General features: G+C 69.6%; 15 protein-coding genes. 8 read left to right on the top strand and 7 right to left on the bottom strand.

The window, feature by feature from the left end:
• The first annotated feature begins 4 nt into the window (after window positions 1-4).
• The 3 genes from BM436_RS32935 to BM436_RS32925 are packed head-to-tail and all read left to right on the top strand — an operon-like array spanning window position 5 to window position 5561.
• The gene (locus BM436_RS32935; RefSeq protein ID WP_229490965.1) at window positions 5-3838 is read left to right on the top strand and encodes an NAD(P)-binding protein; all 3834 of its coding nucleotides are present in this window, start codon (window positions 5-7) and stop codon (window positions 3836-3838) included.
• A 14-nt stretch (window positions 3839-3852) separates the two neighbouring features.
• Window positions 3853-4932 (top strand): 2-dehydro-3-deoxygalactonokinase, encoded by a 1080-nt coding sequence (locus BM436_RS32930; protein ID WP_093560832.1) that lies wholly within the window; start codon window positions 3853-3855, stop codon window positions 4930-4932.
• A 5-nt stretch (window positions 4933-4937) separates the two neighbouring features.
• Entirely contained in the window at window positions 4938-5561 is a 624-nt protein-coding gene (locus tag BM436_RS32925; RefSeq protein WP_093560830.1) for a 2-dehydro-3-deoxy-6-phosphogalactonate aldolase, read from the top strand.
• 108 nt (window positions 5562-5669) lie between these two features.
• On the opposite strand, the gene BM436_RS32920 is transcribed toward BM436_RS32925, so the two are convergent.
• From BM436_RS32920 to BM436_RS32895, 6 genes are read right to left on the bottom strand one after another with little or no spacing between them, the layout of a single operon-like run.
• Window positions 5670-6071 (bottom strand): hypothetical protein, encoded by a 402-nt coding sequence (locus BM436_RS32920; RefSeq protein ID WP_093560828.1) that lies wholly within the window; start codon window positions 6069-6071, stop codon window positions 5670-5672.
• A 16-nt stretch (window positions 6072-6087) separates the two neighbouring features.
• Window positions 6088-8721, bottom strand: a complete 2634-nt coding sequence (cphA, locus tag BM436_RS32915; RefSeq protein ID WP_093560826.1) for a cyanophycin synthetase — start codon at window positions 8719-8721, stop codon at window positions 6088-6090.
• Window positions 8718-9581 (bottom strand): cyanophycinase, encoded by an 864-nt coding sequence (locus tag BM436_RS32910; RefSeq protein WP_093560824.1) that lies wholly within the window; start codon window positions 9579-9581, stop codon window positions 8718-8720. Before BM436_RS32910 ends, cphA begins: the two co-directional genes overlap by 4 nt.
• Entirely contained in the window at window positions 9574-10500 is a 927-nt protein-coding gene (locus tag BM436_RS32905; RefSeq protein WP_229490962.1) for an isoaspartyl peptidase/L-asparaginase, read from the bottom strand. Before BM436_RS32905 ends, BM436_RS32910 begins: the two co-directional genes overlap by 8 nt.
• Window positions 10501-10506: 6 nt before the next feature.
• A complete protein-coding gene (locus tag BM436_RS32900) occupies window positions 10507-11523 on the bottom strand; it encodes a methyltransferase (protein ID WP_093560822.1) in 1017 nt (338 codons plus the stop codon).
• Window positions 11516-13042, bottom strand: a complete 1527-nt coding sequence (locus BM436_RS32895) for an iron-containing redox enzyme family protein (protein ID WP_093560820.1) — start codon at window positions 13040-13042, stop codon at window positions 11516-11518. The genes BM436_RS32900 and BM436_RS32895 overlap by 8 nt, the downstream gene beginning before the upstream one ends.
• Before the next feature lie 201 nt (window positions 13043-13243).
• Between BM436_RS32895 and BM436_RS32890 the strand changes: the two genes are divergently transcribed.
• Window positions 13244-14371 carry a mechanosensitive ion channel family protein gene (locus tag BM436_RS32890; protein WP_229490960.1) on the top strand — a complete coding sequence of 376 codons (1128 nt, stop codon included), beginning with the start codon at window positions 13244-13246 and terminating at the stop codon, window positions 14369-14371.
• Between the two features lie 78 nt (window positions 14372-14449).
• On the opposite strand, the gene BM436_RS32885 is transcribed toward BM436_RS32890, so the two are convergent.
• Entirely contained in the window at window positions 14450-16603 is a 2154-nt protein-coding gene (locus tag BM436_RS32885) for a TonB-dependent receptor (RefSeq protein WP_093560818.1), read from the bottom strand.
• A 78-nt stretch (window positions 16604-16681) separates the two neighbouring features.
• Between BM436_RS32885 and BM436_RS32880 the strand changes: the two genes are divergently transcribed.
• The 4 genes from BM436_RS32880 to BM436_RS32865 all read left to right on the top strand — a co-directional run.
• Complete coding sequence (locus BM436_RS32880; RefSeq protein WP_093560816.1) at window positions 16682-17956, top strand: PepSY-associated TM helix domain-containing protein; 1275 nt, start codon at window positions 16682-16684, stop codon at window positions 17954-17956.
• A 330-nt stretch (window positions 17957-18286) separates the two neighbouring features.
• On the top strand, window positions 18287-21055 hold the full coding sequence (ppc, locus tag BM436_RS32875; protein WP_093560814.1) for a phosphoenolpyruvate carboxylase: 2769 nt from the start codon (window positions 18287-18289) through the stop codon (window positions 21053-21055).
• Window positions 21021-22610, top strand: a complete 1590-nt coding sequence (gene pyk / locus BM436_RS32870; protein ID WP_093560812.1) for a pyruvate kinase — start codon at window positions 21021-21023, stop codon at window positions 22608-22610. Before ppc ends, pyk begins: the two co-directional genes overlap by 35 nt.
• Before the next feature lie 99 nt (window positions 22611-22709).
• A partial coding sequence (locus BM436_RS32865) for a phosphopyruvate hydratase family protein (protein ID WP_503826276.1) occupies window positions 22710-23225 on the top strand: 516 nt, incomplete at its 3' end.

Raw genomic sequence — 23225 nt, 5'->3', positions numbered from 1 at the left:
CGCCATGACCGAGAGGAAGATCGCGCCGTTCGCCAGTTTCTGGCAGGCCGGCTACGAGGGCGCCGACCACATCAACCACGCCGGCCAGGCCCAGGACATGAACCTGGTGACGGGCCACCTGGAGCGCGCCCGCGCCGATTACGAGCTGCTGCGCCCGTTCGCCATCCGCACGGCGCGCGAGTCGATCGGCTGGCGCCTGGTCGAACGGGACGGCAAGTTCGACTTCTCCGTGCTGGAGGGGCGGCTGCGCGCCGCGCAAGAACTGGGCATCCAGACCACGTGGACCTTCTGCCATTACGGCATGCCGGACGACGTGGACCTGTACTCGCCCGACTTCATTCCCCGCTTCGCGCGCTTTTGCCGCGCCGCCGCCGAGTTCCTGGCGCCGTGGGTGGGGCCGGAGCCGGTGTATTCGCCCATCAACGAGATCTCGTTCATGAGCTGGGGCTTGTCGGTGCACATGTTCAACATCAAAAACATGCGGCATCCGGACGCGGGCAACCTGGGCAAGCGCCAACTGGTGCGCGCCACCATCGCCGGCTGCGACGAGATCTGGAAGGTGACGCCGGCCGCGCGCATCCTGCAGTGCGACCCGCTGATCCACGTGGTGGCGCCGCTGGACCGGCCGGACTGGATCGGGCAGGCCCGCAACTGGCGCGCCTCGCAGTTCGAGGCCTGGGACATGCTGACCGGCCGGCGCGAGCCGGAACTGGGCGGGGAACCGCGCTATCTCGACATCATAGGAGGCAACTACTACCACAGCAACCAATGGGAAAGCGGCACCAACGAACGCCTGTGGTGGCACCTTGACCACCCGCGGCGCGAGCCGCTGTATCAGATTCTGCTGGAACTGCAGGAGCGCTACCAGCGCCCCTTCATGCTGGCGGAAACCAGCCACGTCGGCAGTGGACGTGGCGTATGGATACGCGAAATGGCCGAACAGGCGGCCCTCGCGATCCAGCACGGCGTTGATTTCCGCGGCATCTGTCTGTACCCGGCGATAGACCGGCCGGACTGGGAAGACGCGGATCACTGGCATCGCAGCGCCCTGTGGGAGGTGGACCACGCCGGTCCCGACCCCAAAGCCAGGGTGCTGGTCGCGCCGTACGCGGAGGCCTTGCGGCAGGCACAACGTCTTACTCAACAACTTTGCACAGAGGAGAGAACTATGCAAACCATTATCGTGTTTTGCCACTTGCGCTGGGATTTCGTCTATCAGCGTCCGCAACATCTGCTGAGCCGCCTGGCGCAGCACTACAAGGTCATCGTGGTGGAGGAGCCCGTATACGCCGAGGGCCCGGCCACGCTGAAAACCTACCAACCGGCGCCCAACCTCACCGTGTGCCAGCCGCACACGCCGGTGCACGCGACCGGCTTCCACGACGACCAGATCCCGCTGCTGCAGCCCATGGTCGACGGCCTGGTGCCGGACGGCGAGGACCCCATCGTGTGGTTCTACACGCCGATGGCGCTGCCGCTGCTGCCGCCGCTGCACGCCAGCCTGGTCGTGTACGACTGCATGGACGAGCTGGCGGCGTTCAAGAACCCGCCCAAGCAGCTGCTGCAGCGCGAGACGGCGCTGCTCAACACCGCCGACCTGGTGTTTACCGGCGGCCCCAGCCTGTTCGAAGCGAAGCGCACGCGCCACCACAACGTGCACTGCTTCCCCAGCAGTGTCGACGCGATCCATTTCGAACAGGCGCTGGACCGCAACAACGGCCATCCGCTGCACCAGAACCTGGGCCGGCCGCGGCTGGGCTTCTACGGCGTGATCGACGAGCGTTTCGACGCCGAGCTGATCGCCGCGCTGGCCGACGCCCACTCGCACTGGGAGCTGGTGATGGTGGGCCCCATCGTCAAGATCGACCCGGCCTCGCTGCCCCAGCGCCAGAACGTGCACTACCTGGGCCAGCAGTCCTACAAGGCGCTGCCGCAGTTCCTGGCCGGCTGGGACGTGTGCCTGCTGCCGTTCGCGCTGAACGAGTCGACCCGCTTCATCAGCCCGACCAAGGTGCTGGAGTACATGGCGGCCGGGCTGCCCATCGTCAGCACCGCCATCACCGACGTCGAGCAACCGTACGGCGACATCGTGGCCATCGGCCACACGCACGAGGAATTCATCGCCCATTGCGAGGCCGCGCTGGCGCAGACGCCGGAACAGACCGCCGCCATGGCCGCGCGCATGCGCGACATCGTGGCGCGCACCTCGTGGGAGGCCACCACCGACAGCATGCGCGCACTGCTGGAGACCACGCCGCCGGGCGGCAAGGGCGCGCGCGCCGCCGCCGGCGCCGGGGAATCCGCCGGGGAGGCGCAGGCCGCCGGCCAGCCGCAGGCCAACGTCAATCCGCTGCGCAAATCGGGCGCCTCGCAGAAGATCGGCTGCGTCATCGTCGGCGCCGGCCCCACCGGCCTGTCGGCCGCCTACCACCTGGGCGCGGACACGCTGCTGCTGGAGCGCAACCCGACCGTGGGCGGCTGGTGCCGCTCGATCCAGGACAAGGGTTTCACCTTCGACCACGCCGGCCACATCATGTTCTCCAACGACCCCTACGTGCTCAAGCTGTACGACACGCTGCTGGGCGACAACCAGCACTGGCAGATGCGCGAGGCCTGGATCTACAGCAAGCAGGTGTTCACCCGCTATCCCTTCCAGGGCGCGCTGTACGGCCTGCCGCCGGAGGTGATCAAGGAATGCATCGTCGGCGCCATCGACGCGCGCTACGGCAAGCCGCGGGCGGCGGTGTGCGCCAACGACCAGGTGGAGGACTGCTGCGCCGACGGCACCGCCGACGTGGCCAACTCCACCGCCTCGGTGAGTTCGGCGGCCGCCGCGGCCGTGGCGGCGGCGCCGGCTTCCGGCGTGCCGGCGCCGTCGGCTAACTTCGAGGAGTTCATCTACAACGTGTGGGGCGCGGGCATCGCCAAGCATTTCGCGATCCCCTACAACCGCAAGATCTGGACCGTGCCGCTGACCGAGATGGAAACCTCGTGGCTGGGCGGCCGCGTGCCGCTGCCGGACCTGGCCGAGATCATCGACGGCGCGCTGCAGCCGGTGCCCAAGCCCATGGGGCCGAACGCGCGCTTCGGCTATCCGAAGAAGGGCGGCTTCCAGGCGCTGATGAACGGCTTCCTGCCGCACCTGCGCGGCCAGCTGGAGGTCAACGCGGACGTGGTGCGGCTGCTGCCGGCCGAGCACGTGGTGGCGCTGGCCGACGGCCGCCGCTTCCAGTACGAGCACCTGATCAGCACCATGCCGCTGCCGGAACTGATCAAGCTGATCGGCGCCGCCGCGCCCGAGGAGGTGCGCGAGGCGGCGCGCGGCCTGCGCCACATCTCCATCCGCAACGTCAACATCGGCATCGGCCGCGCCGGCGTCACCGACAAGCACTGGATCTACTACCCGGAGGACACCATCTTCCACCGCATCTTCGTGCAGGGCAACGCCAGCCCGGAATGCAACGCGCCGGGCGGCTTCGGCATCACCTGCGAGATTTCCTACTCGCCGTGGAAGCCGCTGCCGCTGGACGGCCAGGCGCTGATCCAGCGCTGCATCGACGATTGCGTCAAGGTCGGCATCATGCGGCCGGACGACCGGGTGCTGACCGCGAACGAGGCCGACATGCCCTACGCCTACGTGGTGTACGACCACGCGCGCGCGCAAAACGTGGCCACCGTGCGCGCCTGGCTGGAGCGGTACGACATCCTGCTGGCGGGCCGCTACAGCGAGTGGGAGTACTACAACTCCGACCACGCCTTCCTGGCCGGCAAGAAGGCGGCCGAGAAGATCCAGGCGCAGCGCCAGGCCGGCGTGGCCAGCGCGGGGGCCGAGCAGTAAGGGAGGGCGCCGCGATGGGGAACGATCAAGGCGGCCGCAAGCTGGTCGGCATAGATTGGGGCACGACCAACCGCCGCGCCTACGTGCTGGACGGTTCCGGCGCGTGCCTGCGCAGCCACGGCGACGGGCTGGGCCTGCTGGCCGTGCGCGAGCACTTGGGCGGGCGTTTCGACGAGGCCTTGCTGTCGCTGCTGGACGAGCTGGACGCGGGGCCGGACCCGAAGGTGCTGATGTCCGGCATGGTCGGCAGCGCGCAGGGCTGGCAGGAGGCGCCGTACCTGGACTGTTCGGTGCCGCTGGAGGCCTTGCGCGGCGCCGCCGTTCCGGTGCGCGGCGCACCGGAAGGGCGGGACTGGCGCATCGTGCCCGGCTATTGCTGCCGCCATGGCGAGATCGACGTCATGCGCGGCGAGGAAATCCAGCTGCTGGGCGCGCTGGCGCTGGGCCACGGCGACGGCTGGGTGGTGCTGCCGGGCACCCACAGCAAATGGGTGCTGCTGTGCCACGGGCGGGTGGCCAAGCTGGCGACCTACATGACGGGCGAGCTGTTCGCCATGTTGTCGTCGGGCGGCACCCTGGCGCAGGTGATGGCGGCGAGTGGCGGCGCCCGCCACGCCCGCGCCGCCGATGACGCCGCCGGAGCCGCCGGCGTTCTCGCCGACGCCGCCGACGCCGATGACTCTGGTGCTGGTGCTGGCGCTGGCGCTGGCGCCAACGCGGCCGCGGCCGCGGCCCGCGCCGGCCTGTTCGCGGGCGCCATGCGGGCGCAGCGCCGGGAGGCGCTGTCGCACGCGCTGTTCGGCGTCCGAGCCAGCGTGGTGGCGGGCGCGATGCCGGCCGCGCAGGCCCGCTCCTGCGTCAGCGGGCTGCTGATCGGCGCGGAGTTCAGCGCCGCGCTGGCGATGCCGGGGGAGGGCGCGGGGGACCGCCGGGCCGAAAAAGCCTGCCAGGCCGGCGCCGTGCGGCTGATCGCCTCGCCGGCGCTCGGCGAACTGTATGCGCAGGTGGCGGAGATGTACAATGTCCGGGTAATCATGCTTGAACCGGATGTCGTGTACTGCGCCGCCCTGGCGCAATTCCTTCCTGGAGGCTGATACCCATGAATCCCAATCTGTTCGACCCGCCCCTGGTGGCCATCCTGCGCGGCCTCACGCCGTCGGAGGCGCCCAAGGTGGCCGAAGTGCTGTTCGGCGCCGGCTTCCGCATGCTGGAAGTGCCGCTCAACCGTCCCAACGCGCTCGAATGCATCGCCATCCTCGCTTCGATCAAGCCGGGCGACGCCATCGTCGGCGGCGGCACCATGCTCACGCACGCGGACGTGGACGCGGTCTACTCGGCGGGCGGACGGCTGATGGTGGCGCCCAACTGCCACCGCGCCGTCATCAGCCACGCGGCCGGGCTGCAGATGGTGTGCGCGCCCGGCGTGGCGACGCCCACCGAGGCCTTCGACGCGCTGGACGCGGGCGCCCAGGTGCTGAAGGTGTTCCCGGCCGAGATGGTGGGGCCGGCGGGCCTGAAGGCCATGAAGACGGTGCTGCCGCCCGAGGTGCCGCTATGGCCCGTGGGCGGGATCTCGCCGGACAACATGGCCGGCTGGGTGGCGGCCGGCGCCAACGGTTTCGGCATAGGCGGCGCGCTGTACGCCCCGGGCATGGCGCCCACGACGCTGCAGCGCCAGGCCGAGGCCTTCATCGCCGCCTGGCGGGCCAGGCGCGCGGCTTAGTCCTGCGCGCCACCCAGGGGACAGACCCGCGATCCGCGCCCCATGCCGCTGTCGTGGCTTGTGGCGCGGCGGTCTGTCCCCGGTTTTAGACCGATGGGCAAGGCCGGGTCACGAGCCTTTGGGCGCGTCGCGCCCGGGCCGGTCGTCGGCCAGCTTGCCCGCGCCGCTGATCGGCTCGTTGCCCGAGCCGCGCGTGCCGGCCTCGCCCCCATGCGTGGCCTGACCGGCCTGCGTGGCGCGCCGCGCGACCGGTTCGGTGCCGCCGCCGCTGCCCGCGTCGACGCCGGTGGCGGCGTCGGCCTGCCGGTCCACGCTGTCCAGGTTGCGCTGGCTTTGCGGCGTGATCACGTTGTTGGCCGGGTGGCCCTTGGCCACGTTCCCGCTGTCGAGCTGCTGTTCGTTCCGCGCGTACTGGCGGCCGTCGTTGGCGTTGCCGCCTTGCCGGTTGCCCGCGTTGTCGGCGGTGTTGTCCGCCGCCCGCTCCGGGTTGGTGTTTGTGGTCTTGCCCATATCGTCCTCCGCTTGGTTACAACGCGCCTTCGGCCGCGATGCGGCTGGCGGTTTCGGGATCGCTGCCGCGCAGGGCGGCGACCAGTTCATTGAGCGACGAGCCGCAGGCGAACACCAGCACGTCGCCCTCGCGGCACAGCGCCAGTCCGTGCCGCACGGCCTCCGTCACGGCGATGCGGATGTGCACCGCCGCGCGGTTGCCGTTGGCTTCCGCGCCCGCCGCGATCAGCGCGGCGGTCTCGCCCTCGGCCCGCCCGCGCCGCTCCGCCTCGTAGATCACCACGTCGTCGTACAGCGCGCCGCAGGTCTCGCCCACGGCGCGCAGGTCCTCGTTGCGGCGGTCGCCCGGCGTGGTGACCACGCCCACCACGCGTCCCTTGCTCAGCCCCCGCGCCATGGAGGCGATGGCCCGGTGCGCCGCCGGGTTGTGGGCGTAGTCGACCACCACCTGCACGCCGCGCACGTCGAACAGGTTGGCGCGCAGCGGATTGTGGCGGCCGTCCGAGACGAAGGTGGCCAGCCCGTGCGCGATCTGCGCGCCGATGAAGCCGCAGGCCATCAGCGCGGCGGCCGTGGCCAGCGCGTTGGCGATGTTGTGGCGCGCGTGCCCGCCCATGGCGGACGGCATGTCCGCCACGTTCACCAGCCGGCGCCGGCGGGTGCCGTCGGCCAGCACCAGCGCGCCGTCCTGCATGTAGGCGCCCCGGCCGCCATGCTCCAGGTGGCGCAGCAGGTGCGGATTCTCGGCGTTCAGCGCGAACCAGATCAACTCCACCTCGGTGCGGATGCGCGCCGCCATGGCCACGCACAGCCTGTCCTCCGCGTTCAGCACCACCGCGCGCGAGGCGGCGCGCGCCACCACGGCCTTCACGTCGGCCAGCTCCTCCAGCGTGTCCACGCCGTCCATGCCCAGGTGGTCCGAGCTCACGTTGAGCACGATGGACACGTCGCACCTGTCGAACGCCAGGCCGCGCTTGAGGATGCCGCCGCGCGCCGTCTCCAGCACCGCGAAGTCCACCTCCGGCGCGCCCAGCACCGTGCGCGCGGACCAGTAGCCGCTGCAGTCGCCCTTGACGATGCGCTTGCCGGCCACGTACACGCCTTCGGTGGTGGTGCAGCCGGTGGCCAGCCCGGCCAGGCGCGCGGTGTGCTCCAGCATCAGCGTGGTGGTGGTCTTGCCGTTGGTGCCGGTGACGGCGATCACGGGGATGCGGCCGTTGCCCTCGCCGTACAGCGCCTCGACGATGGCGGCGCCCGCGTCGCGCGGCATGCCGGCGCTGGGGTAGTGGTGCATGCGGATGCCGGGCGCCGCGTTCACCTCGATGACGGCGCCGCCCTGTTCGCGCAAGGGGCGGGAGATGTCGGCGCAGACCACGTCGATGCCGGCGATGTCCAGCCCCACCTTGCGCGCCGCGCGCACGCAGATGTCGCACGTCTCCTGCGGCAGCAGGTCCGTCACGTCCTCCGCCGTGCCGCCGGTGGAGAGGTTGGCGTTGCCGCGCAGCGTGACCACGGTTCCAGCCTCGGGGATGGAATCGAGGCCGTAACCCTGCTTGGCCAGCACGCCCTCGGCGTGGCCGTCCAGCGGAATGATGCTGAGGATGTTGGAATGGCCCTCGCCGCGCGCCGGGTTGCGGTTTTCCCGTTCCACCAGTTCGCGCACGGTGCTGGCGCCGTCGCCGGTGACCGATGGCGGGCGGCGCAGCGCCGCCGCCGCGACGCGCTTGCCGGCGACCAGCACGCGGTAGTCGTGGCCCTCGATGTGGCGCTCGACGATGACGCGGCGCCCGTGTTCGCGCGCGCGCTCGTAGGCGGCCAGCACCTCTTCCGTCGTGGCGCAGCCGGTGCTCACGCCGCGGCCATGGTTGCCGTCCAGCGGCTTGACGGTGACCACGCCGCCCATGCGCCGCGCCAGTTGCCGCGCCTCCTCCGCCGTGGCGGCGATGCCGCCGTTGGGCACCGGCACGCCGGCCTCCTTGAGCAGCAGCTTGGTCAGCTGCTTGTCGGCGGCCACGCCGACGGCCACGTGGCCGGTGTTGCCGGTGATGGTGGCCTGCAGGCGTTTCTGCTTGCCGCCCCAGCCCAGCTGGAACAGGTTGGCCTCGTCCGTCAGGCGGCTGTAGGGGATGCCGCGCTTGCGCGCCGCCGCCAGCACGGCGGCGGTGCTGGTGCCGATGGCGTGCCGCGAGGCCGTCTCGCGCAGCGGGGCCAGCACGGCGTCCAGGTCCACCGCGCCGCCGCGCGCCAGCGTCTCCACCAGTTCCAGCGCGGCCACCAGCGCGGCGCCGGCCAGCTGTTCGATCTCGTAGGCGCACACCACGCGGTAGCGGCTGTCGTGGCCGGCCACCGGGCGGGTGCGGCCGAAACTGACGGTGGGGCCGGCCAGGCATTGCAGCGCCAGGGTCACGTGTTCGACCACGTGGGCCATGTTGGTGCCGCCCCGCAGGCTCTGCGCGAAGCCGCTGTACTGGCCCAGCGAACAGCGGTGCTCATGCAGCGCCGGCAGCAGTTCCAGCAGCCGCCCGGTGAAGTCCGGGTCCGTGATGCTGGACACCGTCCCCAGTTCCCCCAGGTCCAGCACCGTCAGCAGGCAGGGACGGCGGGCGTACAGGTTGGGGCCGCGCAGCAGCCGCTGTTCTATGATGTTCATGTCTCGCTCTTGGTTGTCATGGTTTGTATGAAATGGCGCAGGGATTCGGGCGCCGCCTGGATCTTCCCGTCCGCGCTTTCCTCCAGCGCGAAACGGGAACGGGAGGGCAGCAGGTGCACGCGCACATCCAGCAGGCGTGGCCGGGCGTGCCGGCGGATTTCCTCGACGTTCGATTCCATGGCGCGCCCGTCCAGGATGGTGACGCTGCCGGCGCCCAGCACTTCGATCACGGGACCGGGTCCGGCCAGCAGCGCCGTGTCCTCGTCGATGCCCACGCCGTAGCAGTGCGGGTGCTCGGCGATCACGGACATCAGGCGGGCCAGCCGGTGGCGCTGGGCGAAGTGCTGGTCGATGACGACGCCGCCCACGAAGCCCAGGCCCGCCGCCAGCGTGACGGCGCCCTTCAAAGGCTGCAGGCTGGTGTAGCCGCCGGCCAGCATGCGCGCCGCCAGCGCCGAGGCGCCGGCGCTGGTGCCGGCGATGCAGGCGCCGCGTTCCAGCGCCGCGTGCAGGGCCGCCTCCACGGGCGTGCCGGCCAGGCATCGCAACAGGCGCTTCTGGTCGCCGCCGGACAGGAACACGCCGCCGGCGCGGTGGATGGCCTGCGCCATGGCCGCGTAGCCCGCCTCTCCGGGGCCGCCCAGGTGCAGGGGGCGCACGTCGGTGGCGCCCAGCGCGGCGAAGGCCCGCTTGTAGATGGCCCAGACCTTGTCCGGAGCGGTGCTGGCGGCGGTGACGACGACGATGGGCGCGCCGGCGCCGCCGGAGAGTTCCAGGAAGCGGTCCAGCACGTCCTTGCCGTGCTCGCGGTCCTCGTGGCCGCCGATGACGAGCAGGCAGCCGCCCGCCGCTCTAGTCATGGCGCAGCTCCGCCACGGGCATGTCGCGGTTGCTGCGCCAGCCGGATTCGGTCTTGCCGACGGCGATCAGGCCGATGGGGACGCGCGGCTCGAACAGGCCGACGCCGCGCTCCAGCGCCTGCGCCAGCGGCACGCCGCCCTCGATCCAGCGGTAGACCGTGTGCGCCAGCAGGTGCCGCACGATGTGTTCGCCGAGGCCGGTGGCCGCCACCGCGCCCGCCGGACCGGCGTAGAAGCCGCCGCCGATGATGGGCGTGTCGCCCACGCGGCCCAGCAGCGAGGGCGCCGAGCCGCCGGTGGAGCTGGCCACCGCGAATGCGCCGGACGCGTCGCGCACCACGGCGCCGACGGTATCGCAGGCGCCGTCGTTGGCTCCACCGGAACCGGCGGCGCCGGCGGGCGTTTCGTAATTCCAGAAACGCTCGAAAGCGCCGTTGTCGATGCCCGGCAGTTCCGGTATCTTGCCGCGCAGGCGTTCGAGCAGCTTGGCGTGGCGCCGCAGCGCGCGCTCCCCCGGCGGACCGGAGGGCGGCAAACCCAGCGTGCGCGCCAGGCTGTCGGCGCCTTCGCCGGCCAGCAGCCAGTGCGGCGTGCGCGACACGGCGTGCGCCAGCCACACGGGGTTCTTCACATGGCGGACGCAGGCCACCGCCCCCAGCGCGCCCAGCGAGTCCATGACGGCGGCGTCCATTTCAACCGTCTTGCCGTCCAGGCAAAGCACCGCGCCGCTGCCGGCGTTGAAGCGTCCATCGTCCTCCAGCGCGGCGACCGCGGCGACCGCCGCCGCCAGGCCGCCATCGCCGAGCGCGTCGAGACCGGCGCGCGCGGCGGCCAGGCAGCCATCCTTATCCAGTTCGTTGGCGCCGGCGCCGCCATGTACGACGATCACCGGAGCGTAATCCGTTGCGTGTTGCATCATCTCCTCTCAATCCAGGGTGACGGTCAGCCACACCGCGGCGATGCGCTCGGCGCCGGCGTAGGCCGGCAGTTCCAGTTCCTCCCCGAACACGTCGGGATCGATCTCCTGGTAGCGCCAGCGGCAGGGCGCGCCCGCCAGGCGGGCCTTCACGTGCTCCAGGAAGGGATCCTCGCCGTCCACCATGGCCACGCCGGTGTAGAGCATCAGCGTGCCGCCGGGACGCAGGCGCCGCAGTGCAGTGTCCACGATGCGCAACGCCAGGCCCTCGCCCAGCGCGCCGCCGCCGTGGCGGTAGCTGCGTTCGGCCGCGTCCAGCAGGTAGGGCGGGTTGGCGACGATGAGGTCGAAGCCGCCCTCGGCCTGGGCCAGCAGGTCGCTGTGCAGCAGCCAGACGTTGGACACGCCGGCCAGCGCGGCGTTCACTTCGGTGATGGCCAGCGCGGCGTCGTTGATGTCGACCGCCAGCACCTCGGCGGTGCGGAAGCGCCGCGCCAGCTCGATGGCGGCGGCGCCGGAGCCGCAGCCCAGGTCCGCGATGCGCTGCGGGGTGCAGGGCCACATCGTGAGCTCATGGTTCAGGGCGCGGATGAAACGGCTGGTGTCCGGACCGAAGAACACGGCGTCGGCGTCGCCGGTGGGGTAGGCGCTGTGGAAGTACAGGCGTTCGCCCAGCGACGAGCAGCGCACGGTGCTGCGCCAGCCGTCGCCGTGGGGCTTGGCCAGGCCGGTGAGCGACATCAGCGCCGCCAGTTCGGGCGGCAGCACGCCGGCGTGGTAGGGCCGGCTCCAGCCGAACACGTCGCGCAAGCCGCGCGCCCAGGCGTCCGGTTCGCGCGCCAGCACGCGCGCCTGCGTGGCGGGGGTGACGGTGGTGAAGCGGTAGTCGAGGGCTTGCAGGATGCGGCCCGCCTCCAGCAGCGCCGAGCGGTCCAAGCCGCCCGGCCGCGGGCTGGTGGCCTGGTCGTGAAATGGATGGTGAATTGGATTGCAATTCGGGGCGTGATACTGGTCGCTCTCAGCCATGGTTGTACATCCTCGTGAAAATGCGCGTCGCCATCAGGCCGGGCGCGGTGTGGTGGCGGGACGGGGCCATCAGCGGGATCAGCATGGCCATCGCCTCGTCCTTGCCAACCGTGGCGAGTTGCGCCTCCAGCTGGCGCAGCTCGCAGCCCAGCCATTGTTCATCGTCCCGCCCCCGACCGGAGCGGCGGCGCAGCACGCCGCGCGGCGCCTGGGCCGCGGCGCGTTGGGCCGCGCCATCGCCCTCCATGCTGCGCAGGGTGGCGCGGAAACTGGGCGCGCGGCCCGGGCCGGCCGTGCGGCCGTCCGCGCCGGTGCCGATCCAGTCGCGCAGCAACTGCTGTTCGGCCACGCTGAACACGCCGAACATCTCGGCGCGCTCGCCTTCGATCAGGCGCCAGAAGCGGCTGTTGCGCGGCTCCTCGCCGCGCCGTATCCAGCCCTGCTGTTCCAGCTGGCGCAGGAAGGCGGGCACCTGGTCCGGGCTGGCCAGCCATTCGTTGACGGTGCGTCCACCCACGCGGCAGTAGTCCGAGTGCATATTGCGGCCGTGGCGCGACTTCTCGGCCAGCATGGCGGCCACTTCCCGGTCCAGGTCGAAACCTTCGATGATGGAGAGGGTGCCCGCGCCCAGTTCGTTGAGGCGCATTCCCGCCACCATGCGGCGCAGGAAAGTGGCGGGACAGGCGCCGCGCGCCAGCAGGCGGCGCATGGCGTTCAGCGCGCCGGCCGCGTGGCCGGTGGCGGCGTTGTCCACCGTGACGTGCAGCGTGAAGTAATAGGGATCGACGCCCAGTTCGTTCAGCTCGTAGGCGGTGATCAGCAGGTGCAGCGGCAACTGTTCGTAGCCCAGGTTGAAACCCACCAGTTCCGGCAGGAATTCATCGCCGCAATGGCCGAATGCCAGCTGGATGGCGCCCTGCACATAGTGGTCGTCGGGCAGCGGCGCGTCGGCGGCGATGCCGTGCGCCTCGAGCAACTGGCGGTAGAGCAGCACGTGGTTCTTGTCCGGCACGCCGTTGCCCAGTTCCTCGATGTAGATGTCGATCAAGGGGCGCACGTCGTCGTCGCGCCAGCGTTGCAGCATGCCGTACAGCCATGCGCCATCGACCAGCTTGGTGGGCGCGGCGCCGCGCAGGAAGTGCAGCGCGTGCGACTTGTTGCTGAAATAGCGGCGCGGCGCGCCGGCCCTGCGTTCCGTCAGGTATTGCTGGTAGGCCACGCCGACGCGGTCGGTGTTGGCCTGTATCCACGCGGCGGCGCCGGACGGGTGGTCCGGAAAGTCGCATGGCAGGCCGGCGGCCTCGTCCAGCCGGGACGCCAGCCAGGCGCGCGCGACGCCGCGCTGCGCGGCCGGGTCGCCGGCCGACGCCAGATGGTGGTGGATCCAGCGGGCGCCATCGGTTTCCGTGTGGCGGCGCGTGTCCGCCGCCGCGTCGTTCGCCGCGGCGGCCGCGCGGGCCGCCTGGGTTGCCGTGCTGGCCGCCTGGGCCAGGCCGGCCAGGCATAGGGTGGAAGTCATGTGGTCCTTGCATTGCTGAGTGAAGAGGGATGCCACGAGTATGCGTGCCGGGAGCGTCGCGCCCCAGCGGCGGGCGCGCCGTGCGCATGTAAGAGGCGGCTGACACCCTATGTGCGTCAACGCACGGCCGGCCCCGCCTGATTGGGCTAAGGTGCGGTTTTGCCGCGCGGCGGAGCCCGCCAGGCGCACAGGGAGCGGAATTTGGATTTCAAAAAGTTCATCAACTCGTTCGACGGCGTGTTCGAAGGCATCGCGGCCAGCAACTGGCTGCTCAGCGTGGGTGTGGCCGTCCTCAGTTTCATCGTCATCCATGGCGTGCTGGTGCTGTGCCGCTGCCGCCTCAAGAAGATCAAATCCGACGAGCACAGCAGCCGCCCCGTGGCCGAATTGCTGAGCGGCACCCTGGCCAAGACCAGCAACCTGGTCGTGGTCGTCACCGCCTTGCTGATCGGCCTGACCGTGCTGGACCTGCCGCAGCCCTGGGCGGACCGCGTCAAGCACCTGTGGTTCATCACGCTGGGCCTGCAGATCGGTTTCTGGCTGAACCAGCTGATCACCATCTGCGCGACCCGCTACTTCAAGCGCCACGGCGAATCCGAGGCGCAGCCGACGGTGGCGCGCACCTTGATGGGCTGGGGCATGAAGACCGTGCTGTGGGTGGTGTTGCTGCTGGCCATGCTGTCCAACCTCGGCATCAACATCTCCGCCTTCGTCGCCAGCCTGGGGATCGGCGGCGTGGCGGTGGCGCTGGCGGTGCAGAACATCCTGGGCGACCTGTTCGCGTCGCTGTCGATCGCGGTCGACAAGCCTTTCGAGGTGGGCGACGCGATCAGCGTGAACGGCTTCTCCGGCAGCGTCGAGCACGTGGGGCTGAAGACCACGCGCATCCGCGCCGACAGCGGCGAGCAGATCGTCATCGCCAACGCGGACCTGCTGAAAAACACCGTGCGCAACTTCAAGCGCATGCAGAACCGGCGCGTGCAGTTTTCGCTGAACCTGGATCCGGCCACGCCGGTGTCGGTGGCCGAGGGCATCCCGGCCGCGCTGCGGCGCGTGGTGGAGCGGCAGGACACCGTGCGCTTCGACCGCGCCCACCTGAAGAACGTGACGCAGGACGCGCTCGAGTTCGAGGTGGTGTATTTCGTGCTCAATCCGTCCTACGGCGTGTTCATGGACACCCAGCAGCGCATCCTGCTGGCGGCCATGAAGCTGGTGGACGAGGTGGGCGCCAGCGTTTCGCGCCCCAGCCAGCGCGTGCTGGTGGACAGCGCGGAGGAGCGGGACAAGGAGGCCCAATCCGCCCGCACCCTGCGCTATCTGAAGAAGTGAGCCGTGACAGATTTCGAGCCATAGGCTCGCGGCGCGATGTCGTTTCGCGTAGGGCGCCGACGGGCGCTGGCCGTCCGGTCAGAAACCACGCGACCAGTTGACCGAGAGTGTCCTGCCGCGGCCGGCGAAGTAGGCGGTGGCTTCGCGCGAATTGGCCGACTGCGAGTAGTAGTGGATGTATTGGCGGTCGAGCAGGTTGTCGATGCCGACGCCCACCTTGCCCCAGCGCGTCTGGAGGCCGCCCACCAGGTCCAGCAGCGTGTAGCCCTTGAAGTGCTCCTCGAGGATGGCGGTGCCGGCCATGCGTCCGGCGTTGATGTCGCGGTCGGCCAGGTGGGTGGCCTGCAGGCGCAGCTGGCCGTCGGGGCTCAACCGCCAGTTCGCACCCAGTACGGTCTTGGCCGGGCCGATCTGGCGCCCGCCCAGTTCCACGTCGATCGGTGCGCCGGCGGTGGTGGCGGTCTTGCCGATGGCGCGCGCGTGGCTGCCGGTGAAGGTCCAGGCGCGATCGAGGCGCCAGTCGCCCACCAGTTCCCAGCCGTGGACGTGGGTCGGCACGCGGTCCAGCTGGCCGATGCCGGCGGAGTTGATGCGCAGCGCCGTGCCCAGCTTGGAGCGCGAGTCGTAATAGGATCCGCCGAGGTTGCCTTGCCGGCCACGCCAGTTGACCCCGATCTCGTTGTTGCGCGTGACGACCGGTTCCATGTCGAACAGCGAGGCGACCGACTGGCCCGGCCGGTTCACCGCGCGCAGCACCAGGCCGACGTCGGGCAGGCCGAAGCCCTCCGCGCTGCTGACGAACATCGACCATTGCGGGGCGAAGCGCCACACCGCGCCGATGTTCCTGACATTCCTGGTGAAGCTGCGCTGGCCGCCGAGCACCAGGCGGCCGCCGTACGAGGCGAGCGTGGTGTAGCTGTCCACATCCAGCTTGGCGTCCTCGCGGCGCACGCCGGTGCGCAAGGTGACGGGGCCGACCTCGTATTCGAACTGCGCGAACGGCGCGCGCGACGTGAAGTTCAGTTCGGGCACCCAGGTGCGGTTGGTGCCGGACAGCTGCTGGCGCGTGCTGTCGTGCAGCAGGTCGAAGCCCGCCGTGACTTCCAGGCCTTGGACCAGGGTGTCCGGACGCACGTAGGTCAGCTTGGCGCCGTATTTGTCGGCGATGATCTCGGACTGGTCGTACAGCGAGCCCACCGGCGCGATGCGCGCGTCCTGGAAGGTGGCGGTGTTGGTCGCCCCGTACAGCGAGGCGAAGTCCTGCTTGAACAGCTGGGCCGTGAAGCGGCCGCCCGCCAACGCGTCGTGGCGGTATTCGACGCTGCCCGTCTCGACCGCGTTGCGCGCCGGCGCGCCGGGCGGCGTGCCCTCGACGGCGGTGGTCGGGATGCCCTGGGCCAGCACCGCGTTGACGTTGCGGTAGTCGCCGTCGCCCTCCATCTTGAAGCGGTTGTAGCTGGCCGACACGCGCTGGTCGCCGAAGCTCTTGCCGATCTTGAGGAACAGGTCGTGGCCGCCGGCGTCGTTGGTGTCGCCCTGGACCGTTTCCAATCCCAGGCGGCGGCCCCTGCCGTCATAGCCCACGCCGCGCCGCTGCACGCCCGCGTAGCCGAACAGGTCGAAGCTGTCCGACTTGTGGGCGAGCGAGTAGCCGGTCTTCCAATCCAGGCTGTCGGAGCGGAACTGGTTGGACATGCGGACATGCGCCGTGTGTTCGGTGCCGTTCTTCTTGGGCGAACGGGTGATGTAATTGATGATGCCGCCGGTGGCGCCCATGCCCTGGATGGCGGAGGCGCCGTTGATCACTTCGACGCGCTCGATCACGGCGGTGTCGGCGAAATAGCCCTCGCGCATGCCCGCGCGCAGCGGGTTCGATTGCGGGACGCCGTCCAGCAAGATCAGGGGCACGCGCCCGCGCAGCGATTCGCCGGCGGCGGACATCTTCTGGCGGCTGGGCGAGAAGCTCGGCACGTGGATGGCCAGGGCCTGGGACGGGTCGTCGGCCAGGGTGTACTGGCCTTCCAGTTCGCGCTGGCCGATCACCATCACGGCGCCGGGAATCTTGTCGATGGCCTTGGGCGCGCGGGTGGCCGTGATCACCACGTCCGGGAGAGGCTCGGCGTCGGGAGTCCGGGTGGCGGTTTGTGCGTGGAGGAGGGGCGTGCTCGCGGCGGCGCCCGCCAGCAGCGTGACGTTGACGCGCCTGGCTATATTTGTGATAATGAGATTCATTCTCATTATTATTCACGAGCCGGACCGATAAGGCAAGCCCGTATTGCCCGGCCGCTCCAGATTGCGAACAGGACAGACATGGTTCACGGACGATTGCGGTCGGGCTTACGCCAGGCGCACCTGGTATCGAGCCTGGTGTTCGGGTTGATGTTCGTCCTGGCCGGCTTGACCGGCATACCCCTGGCGTGGGTGGACGAGCTGGACGGCGTCCTGAATCCGGCCTTGTTCCACGTGGCGCCACCCGACGGCCGGGCGGGCGATACGCCGGGACGGTGGCGGCCGGAGCTGGTGCAGCGGGCCGTGGAAACGATCAGCGCCGATCCGCGCTACGGCCGGCCCGACAGCCTGTCCCTGGGCGGGGAGGCGGACCGCGCCTGGGTGTTCGGCTACCGCGTCAAGCGCGACCCCGATTCGCTCGTCGAGCTGGATCGCACGCGCCAGGTGATGTGGGACCCGTACCGGATGCGCGCGACCGGCGAGCGCACCTGGGGCGAGATCGGCGTGTCGCGTCCGCTGCTGATGCCGACGCTGTTCTTCACCCACCGCTATCTGCTGCTGGGTGAAACCGGCAAGACCGTCATGGGCGTCAGCGGGCTGGCCATGCTGCTGACCTCGCTGGTGGGGCTGGCGCTTTGGTGGCCCAAGGCCACCTGGTCTTCGCTGGGCAAGGCGGTCACGGTGCGCGTGGGCGGATCACCGGCCGCCTTCAACTACAGCCTGCACCGGGCGGTGGGTATTTTCGCCCTGCCGGTGCTGGCGGTGCTGGGATTCTCGGGCTGGTACTTCAACCTGCCCACCTGGGTGACGCCGCTGGTGGGCGCGGTGGCGGCCATGGCGCCGAACGACAAGGTGGCCAACGCGCCGGCGCTGGTGGCCGGAGGCGCCGCCAGGCCGGCGCCGATCGGCGTGGCGCAGGCCATGCGGGTGGCGCAGGCCCGCTTCCCGGAGGCGCGCCTGTCGCGCGTCGGCCTGCCCGCCGGACCGAAAACGCCATACGAGCTACGCATGCGCCAGCCCGGCGAGGTGCGCAAGGGCTCCGGCAATACGCGTGTCAGCGTGGATGCCTACCAGGGCACCATCCTGAAGGTGCGCGATCCCCTCACGGCCGCGCCGGGAGACCGCTTCCTGGGCTGGCAGTTCCCCCTGCATACCGGCGAGGCGTTCGGGGTTCCGGGCCGCGTGCTGATCACCCTCGCCGGCGTGACGCCGCTGCTGTTCATGTGGACGGGCCTGTTGATGTGGTGGCGCCGCCGCCATCCGCGCGTCAAATCGGGCGCAAGGGCCCAGCCGCCGCGCGCGACCGCCGAGCCGGATCATCAGGCGCCCGCGCTGGCGCCGGCGCGGAGCGCCTGAGGAGGGGCTTGCGCGGCAAGCCCCCCGCAACCCGCCTCCCGGCGGGTTGGCCGTTTTTTCGTTCCCATCCTCTATCGCCATCACGCCATAGCAGGTCTCTTGCGCGGGCTCATGAAGCTGTCTATACATCGTCGCATTTGCTTGCGCTATGTCAAAACGTAATAGGTTTCCATTGAATTTCCAGTTGCCTGTTGCCGCTTTTTTACTGATAATGTAGTAAATTTACCTTATACCAGGTGTATGCGGCGGCTTATGGTTCCCGCATGCGCAATTTGGTGTAATTCTTCTTCTAATCTGTAAAATTACTACAAATCAGCGGGGTGCAGCGATATGGACGGGTCGAAAGCGGTAGAGTTCAAGGACGAGTTGCTGGGGCGGGACATCCGCCAGCTGGGCCGAATGCTGGGCGATACGATACGCGCGCAGCATGGCGACGAGGCGTTCAACCGCATCGAGAACATTCGCCAGGTGGCGATCCGCTTCCGCCGCGAGGCCGACGTGCAGGCGCAGGAAGAGCTGGACCAGGCGCTGCACGCGCTGTCGCAGGAGGAAACCCGGCAACTGATACGCGCCTTCAGCTACTTCTCGCTGCTGGCCAATATCGCCGAGGACCAGCACCACACCCGCCGCGGCCGCGCCCACCTGATCGCCGGCTCCGCGCCGCGCGTGGGCAGCATGGCCAAGGCGGTGCAGAACGTGGTGAACGCGGGCTGCACCGACGCGCTGGGCGATTTCTTCGCCGACGCCCACATCAGCCCCGTCTTCACCGCGCACCCGACCGAGGTGCAGCGCAAGTCCACGCTCAACTGCCAGATGGCGATCGCCCGCATCCTCGATGAGCGCGACCGCGTGCAAATGACGCCGGAGGAGCGGGAACTCAACGACGACGCGCTGGCGCGCGGCATCCACACGCTGTGGAACACGCGCCTGCTGCGCCGGGCCAAGCTGTCCGTGATGGACGAGGTGAACAACGGCCTGTCCTTCTTCGACCGCACCATCCTGAGCGGCCTGCCGCAGCTGTACTGCACCCTGCAGGACATGCTGGCCAAGCTGGACCAGCGCTGGACGGCCGAGGAACTGCCGACCTTCATGAAGGTCGGCAGCTGGATCGGCGGCGACCGCGACGGCAACCCCTTCGTCACCGCGTCCGTTCTGCGCGGCACCCTGCAGCGCCAGTCCGACGTGGCGCTGGAACACTACCTGGCCGAGCTGCACAAGCTGGCCTCCCAGCTGTCGCTGGCGCAGAACATGACGGGCTGCTCGGAGCAGCTGCGCCAGCTGGCCGACGCGTCGCCGGACCTGTCGCCGCACCGCGTGGACGAGCCTTACCGCCGCGCCATCTACGGCATCCACGCCCGCCTGTCCGCGACGCGCGCCCGTTTCGCCCAGCAGACCGGCGCCGCGGCGCAAGCGGCCGGCGCCGAGCCCTACGCCTCGGCCGAGGCCCTGCTGGCGGACCTGGAAATCGTGAACCACTCGCTGGTGGCGAACGGCTCGCAGGTGCTGGCGCGCGGCCGTTTGCGCCATCTGCGCCGCGCCGTGAAGGTGTTCGGCTTCAGCCTGGCGCCGATCGACCTGCGCCAGAACTCGGACGTGCACGAGCGCGTGGTCGGCGAACTGCTGGCCACCGCGCGTCCCGGCGTGGACTACCTCGGCCTGGACGAGGAGGCGCGCTGCAAGCTGCTGCTGGAGGAGCTGCACACGCCGCGCCTGCTGATTTCCCCTTACACCAGCTACACCGAGGACACCGCCGGCGAACTGGCCATCTTCCGCGCGCTGAAGGAGGCCCACGCCGCCTACGGCCAGGACTGCGTCACCAACTACATCATCTCCAAGGCGGCCAGCGTGTCGGACCTGCTGGAGGTGGCGCTGCTGCTGAAGGAGCACGGCCTGCTGCGCGCCGGCTCGGTGACCGATCCGACCCACATGGCGGTCAACATCATCCCGCTGTTCGAGACCATCGACGACTTGCGCGCCGGCCCGGACATCATGGCGCGCGCCTTCGCGATCCCGCTGTACATGGACCTGCTGCAGTCGCGCGGCAGCCTGCAGGAAGTCATGCTGGGCTATTCGGACTCCAACAAGGACGGCGGCTTCCTGACCTCGGGCTGGGAACTGTACAAGGCCGAGATCGAGCTGGTGGGCGTGTTCAAGAAGCACGGCATCAAGATGCGCCTGTTCCATGGCCGCGGCGGTTCCGTCGGCCGCGGCGGCGGTCCGAGCTACGAGGCGATCCTGGCGCAGCCGCGGGGCGCGGTGCAGGGCCGCATCCGCCTGACCGAGCAGGGCGAGGTCATCACCGCCAAGTACGCGAACCCCGAGGTGGGCCGCCGCAACCTGGAGGTGATGGTGGCCGCGACCATGGAGGCGACGCTGCTGGCGCCCCGTTCGGCCGAGCCGGACGCCGCCCAACTGGCCGCCATGCAGGCGCTGTCGGACGAGGCGCTGCGCTCCTACCGCTCGCTGGTCTACGAGACCGAGGGCTTCGAGACCTATTTCTGGGAGTCGACCGTGATCGCGGAGATCGCGGCGCTGAACATCGGCAGTCGCCCCGCCTCGCGCAAGAAGTCCACCTCCATCGAGGACCTGCGCGCCATTCCCTGGGTGCTGAGCTGGGCCCAGTGCCGCGTGATGCTGCCGGGCTGGTATGGCTTCGGCTCCGCCGTGGCCAAGTTCCTGGCCGCGCATCCGGACGGCCTCCAGCAACTGCAAAAGATGTACCGGGACTGGCCGTTCTTCAACACCGTGCTGTCCAATATGGACATGGTGCTGGCCAAGAGCGACATGGCCATCGCCAGCCGCTACGCCACCCTGGTCAGCGACCCGGCGCTGCGCGAATCCATCTTCGGCCGCATCCGCGCCGAGCATGAGCGCACCGTGGAGGCGCTCAAACAGATCACCGGCCAGGCCGAGCTGCAGGACGCGAATCCGCTGCTGCAACGCTCGATCCGCAACCGCTTCCCTTACATCGACCCGCTGAACCACGTGCAGGTCGAGCTGCTGCGCCGCTTCCGCGAGGGCGACAGCGACGCGACGACGCGCGAGGGCATACATTTATCTATCAATGGCATTGCCGCCGGCTTGCGCAACAGCGGTTAAAGGGACTCCCCCCGGGAAGTTCCCAACCCCCGCCCAGCGACGTCCGGCATATAACCACCAACCTGCGAAAGAGATACCCGTGAGAGACACAGTGCAAGTAGCCACCACCCACCGCGCAACGAAGATCGTGGCCACCATCGGCCCGGCTTCGAACGACCTGGAAACCCTGGTCCGGATGTTCAACGCCGGCGTCAACGTCGTGCGCCTGAACTTCTCGCATGGCAAGGCGCAGGACCACGTCGAGCGCGCCCGCATGGTGCGCGAGGCGGCGGCCCGCGTGGGGCGTGAAGTGGCCATCATGGCCGACTTGCAGGGCCCGAAGATCCGCATCGGCAAATTCGAGGAAGGCCGCATCCACCTGGAGAACGGCGACAAGTTCGTGCTGGACGCGAAGTGGGGCGAGAACGGTGAACTGGGCAACCAGGAACGCGTGGGCCTGGACTACAAGGACCTGCCGCGCGACCTGCGTCCGGCCGACGTGCTGCTGCTGAACGACGGCCTGATCGTGATGACCGTGGACCGCATCATTGGCAGCGAGATCCACACCACCGTGAAGATCGGCGGCGAGCTGTCGAACAACAAGGGCATCAACCGCCAGGGCGGCGGCCTGTCGGCGCCGGCGCTGACGGCCAAGGACATGGAGGACATCAAGACCGCGATGTCCTTCCAGGCCGACTACATCGCCGTCTCGTTCCCGAAAAACGCGACCGACATGGTGATGGCGCGCCAACTGGCCAACATCGCCGGCGAGCCGTGGGCGCACAAGCCGTTCATGATCGCCAAGATCGAACGCGCCGAGGCGATTCCGGCGCTGCAGGAGATCCTGGACGCGTCGGACGGCATCATGGTCGCCCGCGGCGACCTGGCCGTCGAGGTGGGCAACGCCGCCGTGCCGGCGCTGCAGAAGCGCATGATCAAGATGGCGCGCGCCTCCAACAAGCTGGCCATCACGGCCACGCAGATGATGGAGTCGATGATCGTCAACGCCGTGCCGACCCGCGCGGAGGTGTCGGACGTGGCCAACGCGGTGCTGGACGGCACCGACGCCGTGATGACGTCGGCCGAAACCGCCTCCGGCAAGTATCCGGTGGAGACGGTCGAGGCGATGGCCGCGATCTGCCTGGACGCCGAGAAGTGGAACCCGTCCAATCCGGACGTGGACCTGATCAACACCACCTTCAGCCGCATCGACCAGTCCATCGCCTACGGCGCGCTGTTCACCGCGCACCACCTGCGCGTGAAGGCGATCGCCGCGCTGACCGAGTCCGGCTCCACCTGCCTGTGGATGAGCCGCAACAACATCAACGTGCCCATCATCGCGCTGACGCCGAGCGTGGCCACGCAGCGCAAGCTGGCGCTGTACCGCAACGTGGTGTCGCTGGAGCTGAAGCAGACGCGCGACCGCGAAACGGTGCTGCGCTCGGTGGAGGAACTGCTGATCGCGCGCGGCGTCGTTCAGCGCGGCGACACCGTGGTGCTGACCTGGGGCGAGCCCATGGGGCTGGTGGGCGGCACCAACGCGCTGAAGATCATGAAGATCGGCGCGCCGGCTTAAACCCGATGCAAATTCCGGGGGCTGACCCGCCAGGTCTGACCCCAGCCTTTCGCCGTTGGTTTTCATCCTTCGGCGTTCCCACCTATCTGAGACTAAATCATGACCGCTATTGTTGACGTTATTGCCCGTGAAATCATCGACTCGCGCGGCAATCCGACCGTGGAATGCGATGTGCTGCTGGAATCCGGCGTGACCGGCCGCGCGGCCGTGCCGTCCGGCGCCTCGACCGGCTCGCGCGAGGCCATCGAGCTGCGCGACGGGGACGCCAAGCGCTATTTCGGCAAGGGCGTGCTGCGCGCCTGCGAGAACATCAACACCGAGATCGCCGAGGCCATCATCGGCCTGGACGCTTCCGAGCAAGCCTTCATCGACCGCACCCTGATCGACCTGGATGGCACCGAGAACAAGTCCCGCCTGGGCGCCAACGCGACCCTGGCCGTGTCCATGGCCGTGGCGCGCGCCGCCGCGGAGGACGCGGGCCTGCCCCTGTACCGCTACTTCGGCGGCTCGGGCGGCATGGAAATGCCGGTGCCGATGATGAACGTCATCAACGGCGGCGCGCACGCCGACAACAACCTGGACATCCAGGAATTCATGATCATCCCGGTCGGCGCC

It is taken from the genome of Pseudoduganella namucuonensis (genome assembly GCF_900116645.1).
Taxonomy (GTDB): domain Bacteria; phylum Pseudomonadota; class Gammaproteobacteria; order Burkholderiales; family Burkholderiaceae_D; genus Rugamonas; species Rugamonas namucuonensis.
The sequence above is the reverse complement of the archived record's forward strand: the minus strand, read 5'-3'. Positions and strand labels throughout refer to the sequence as shown.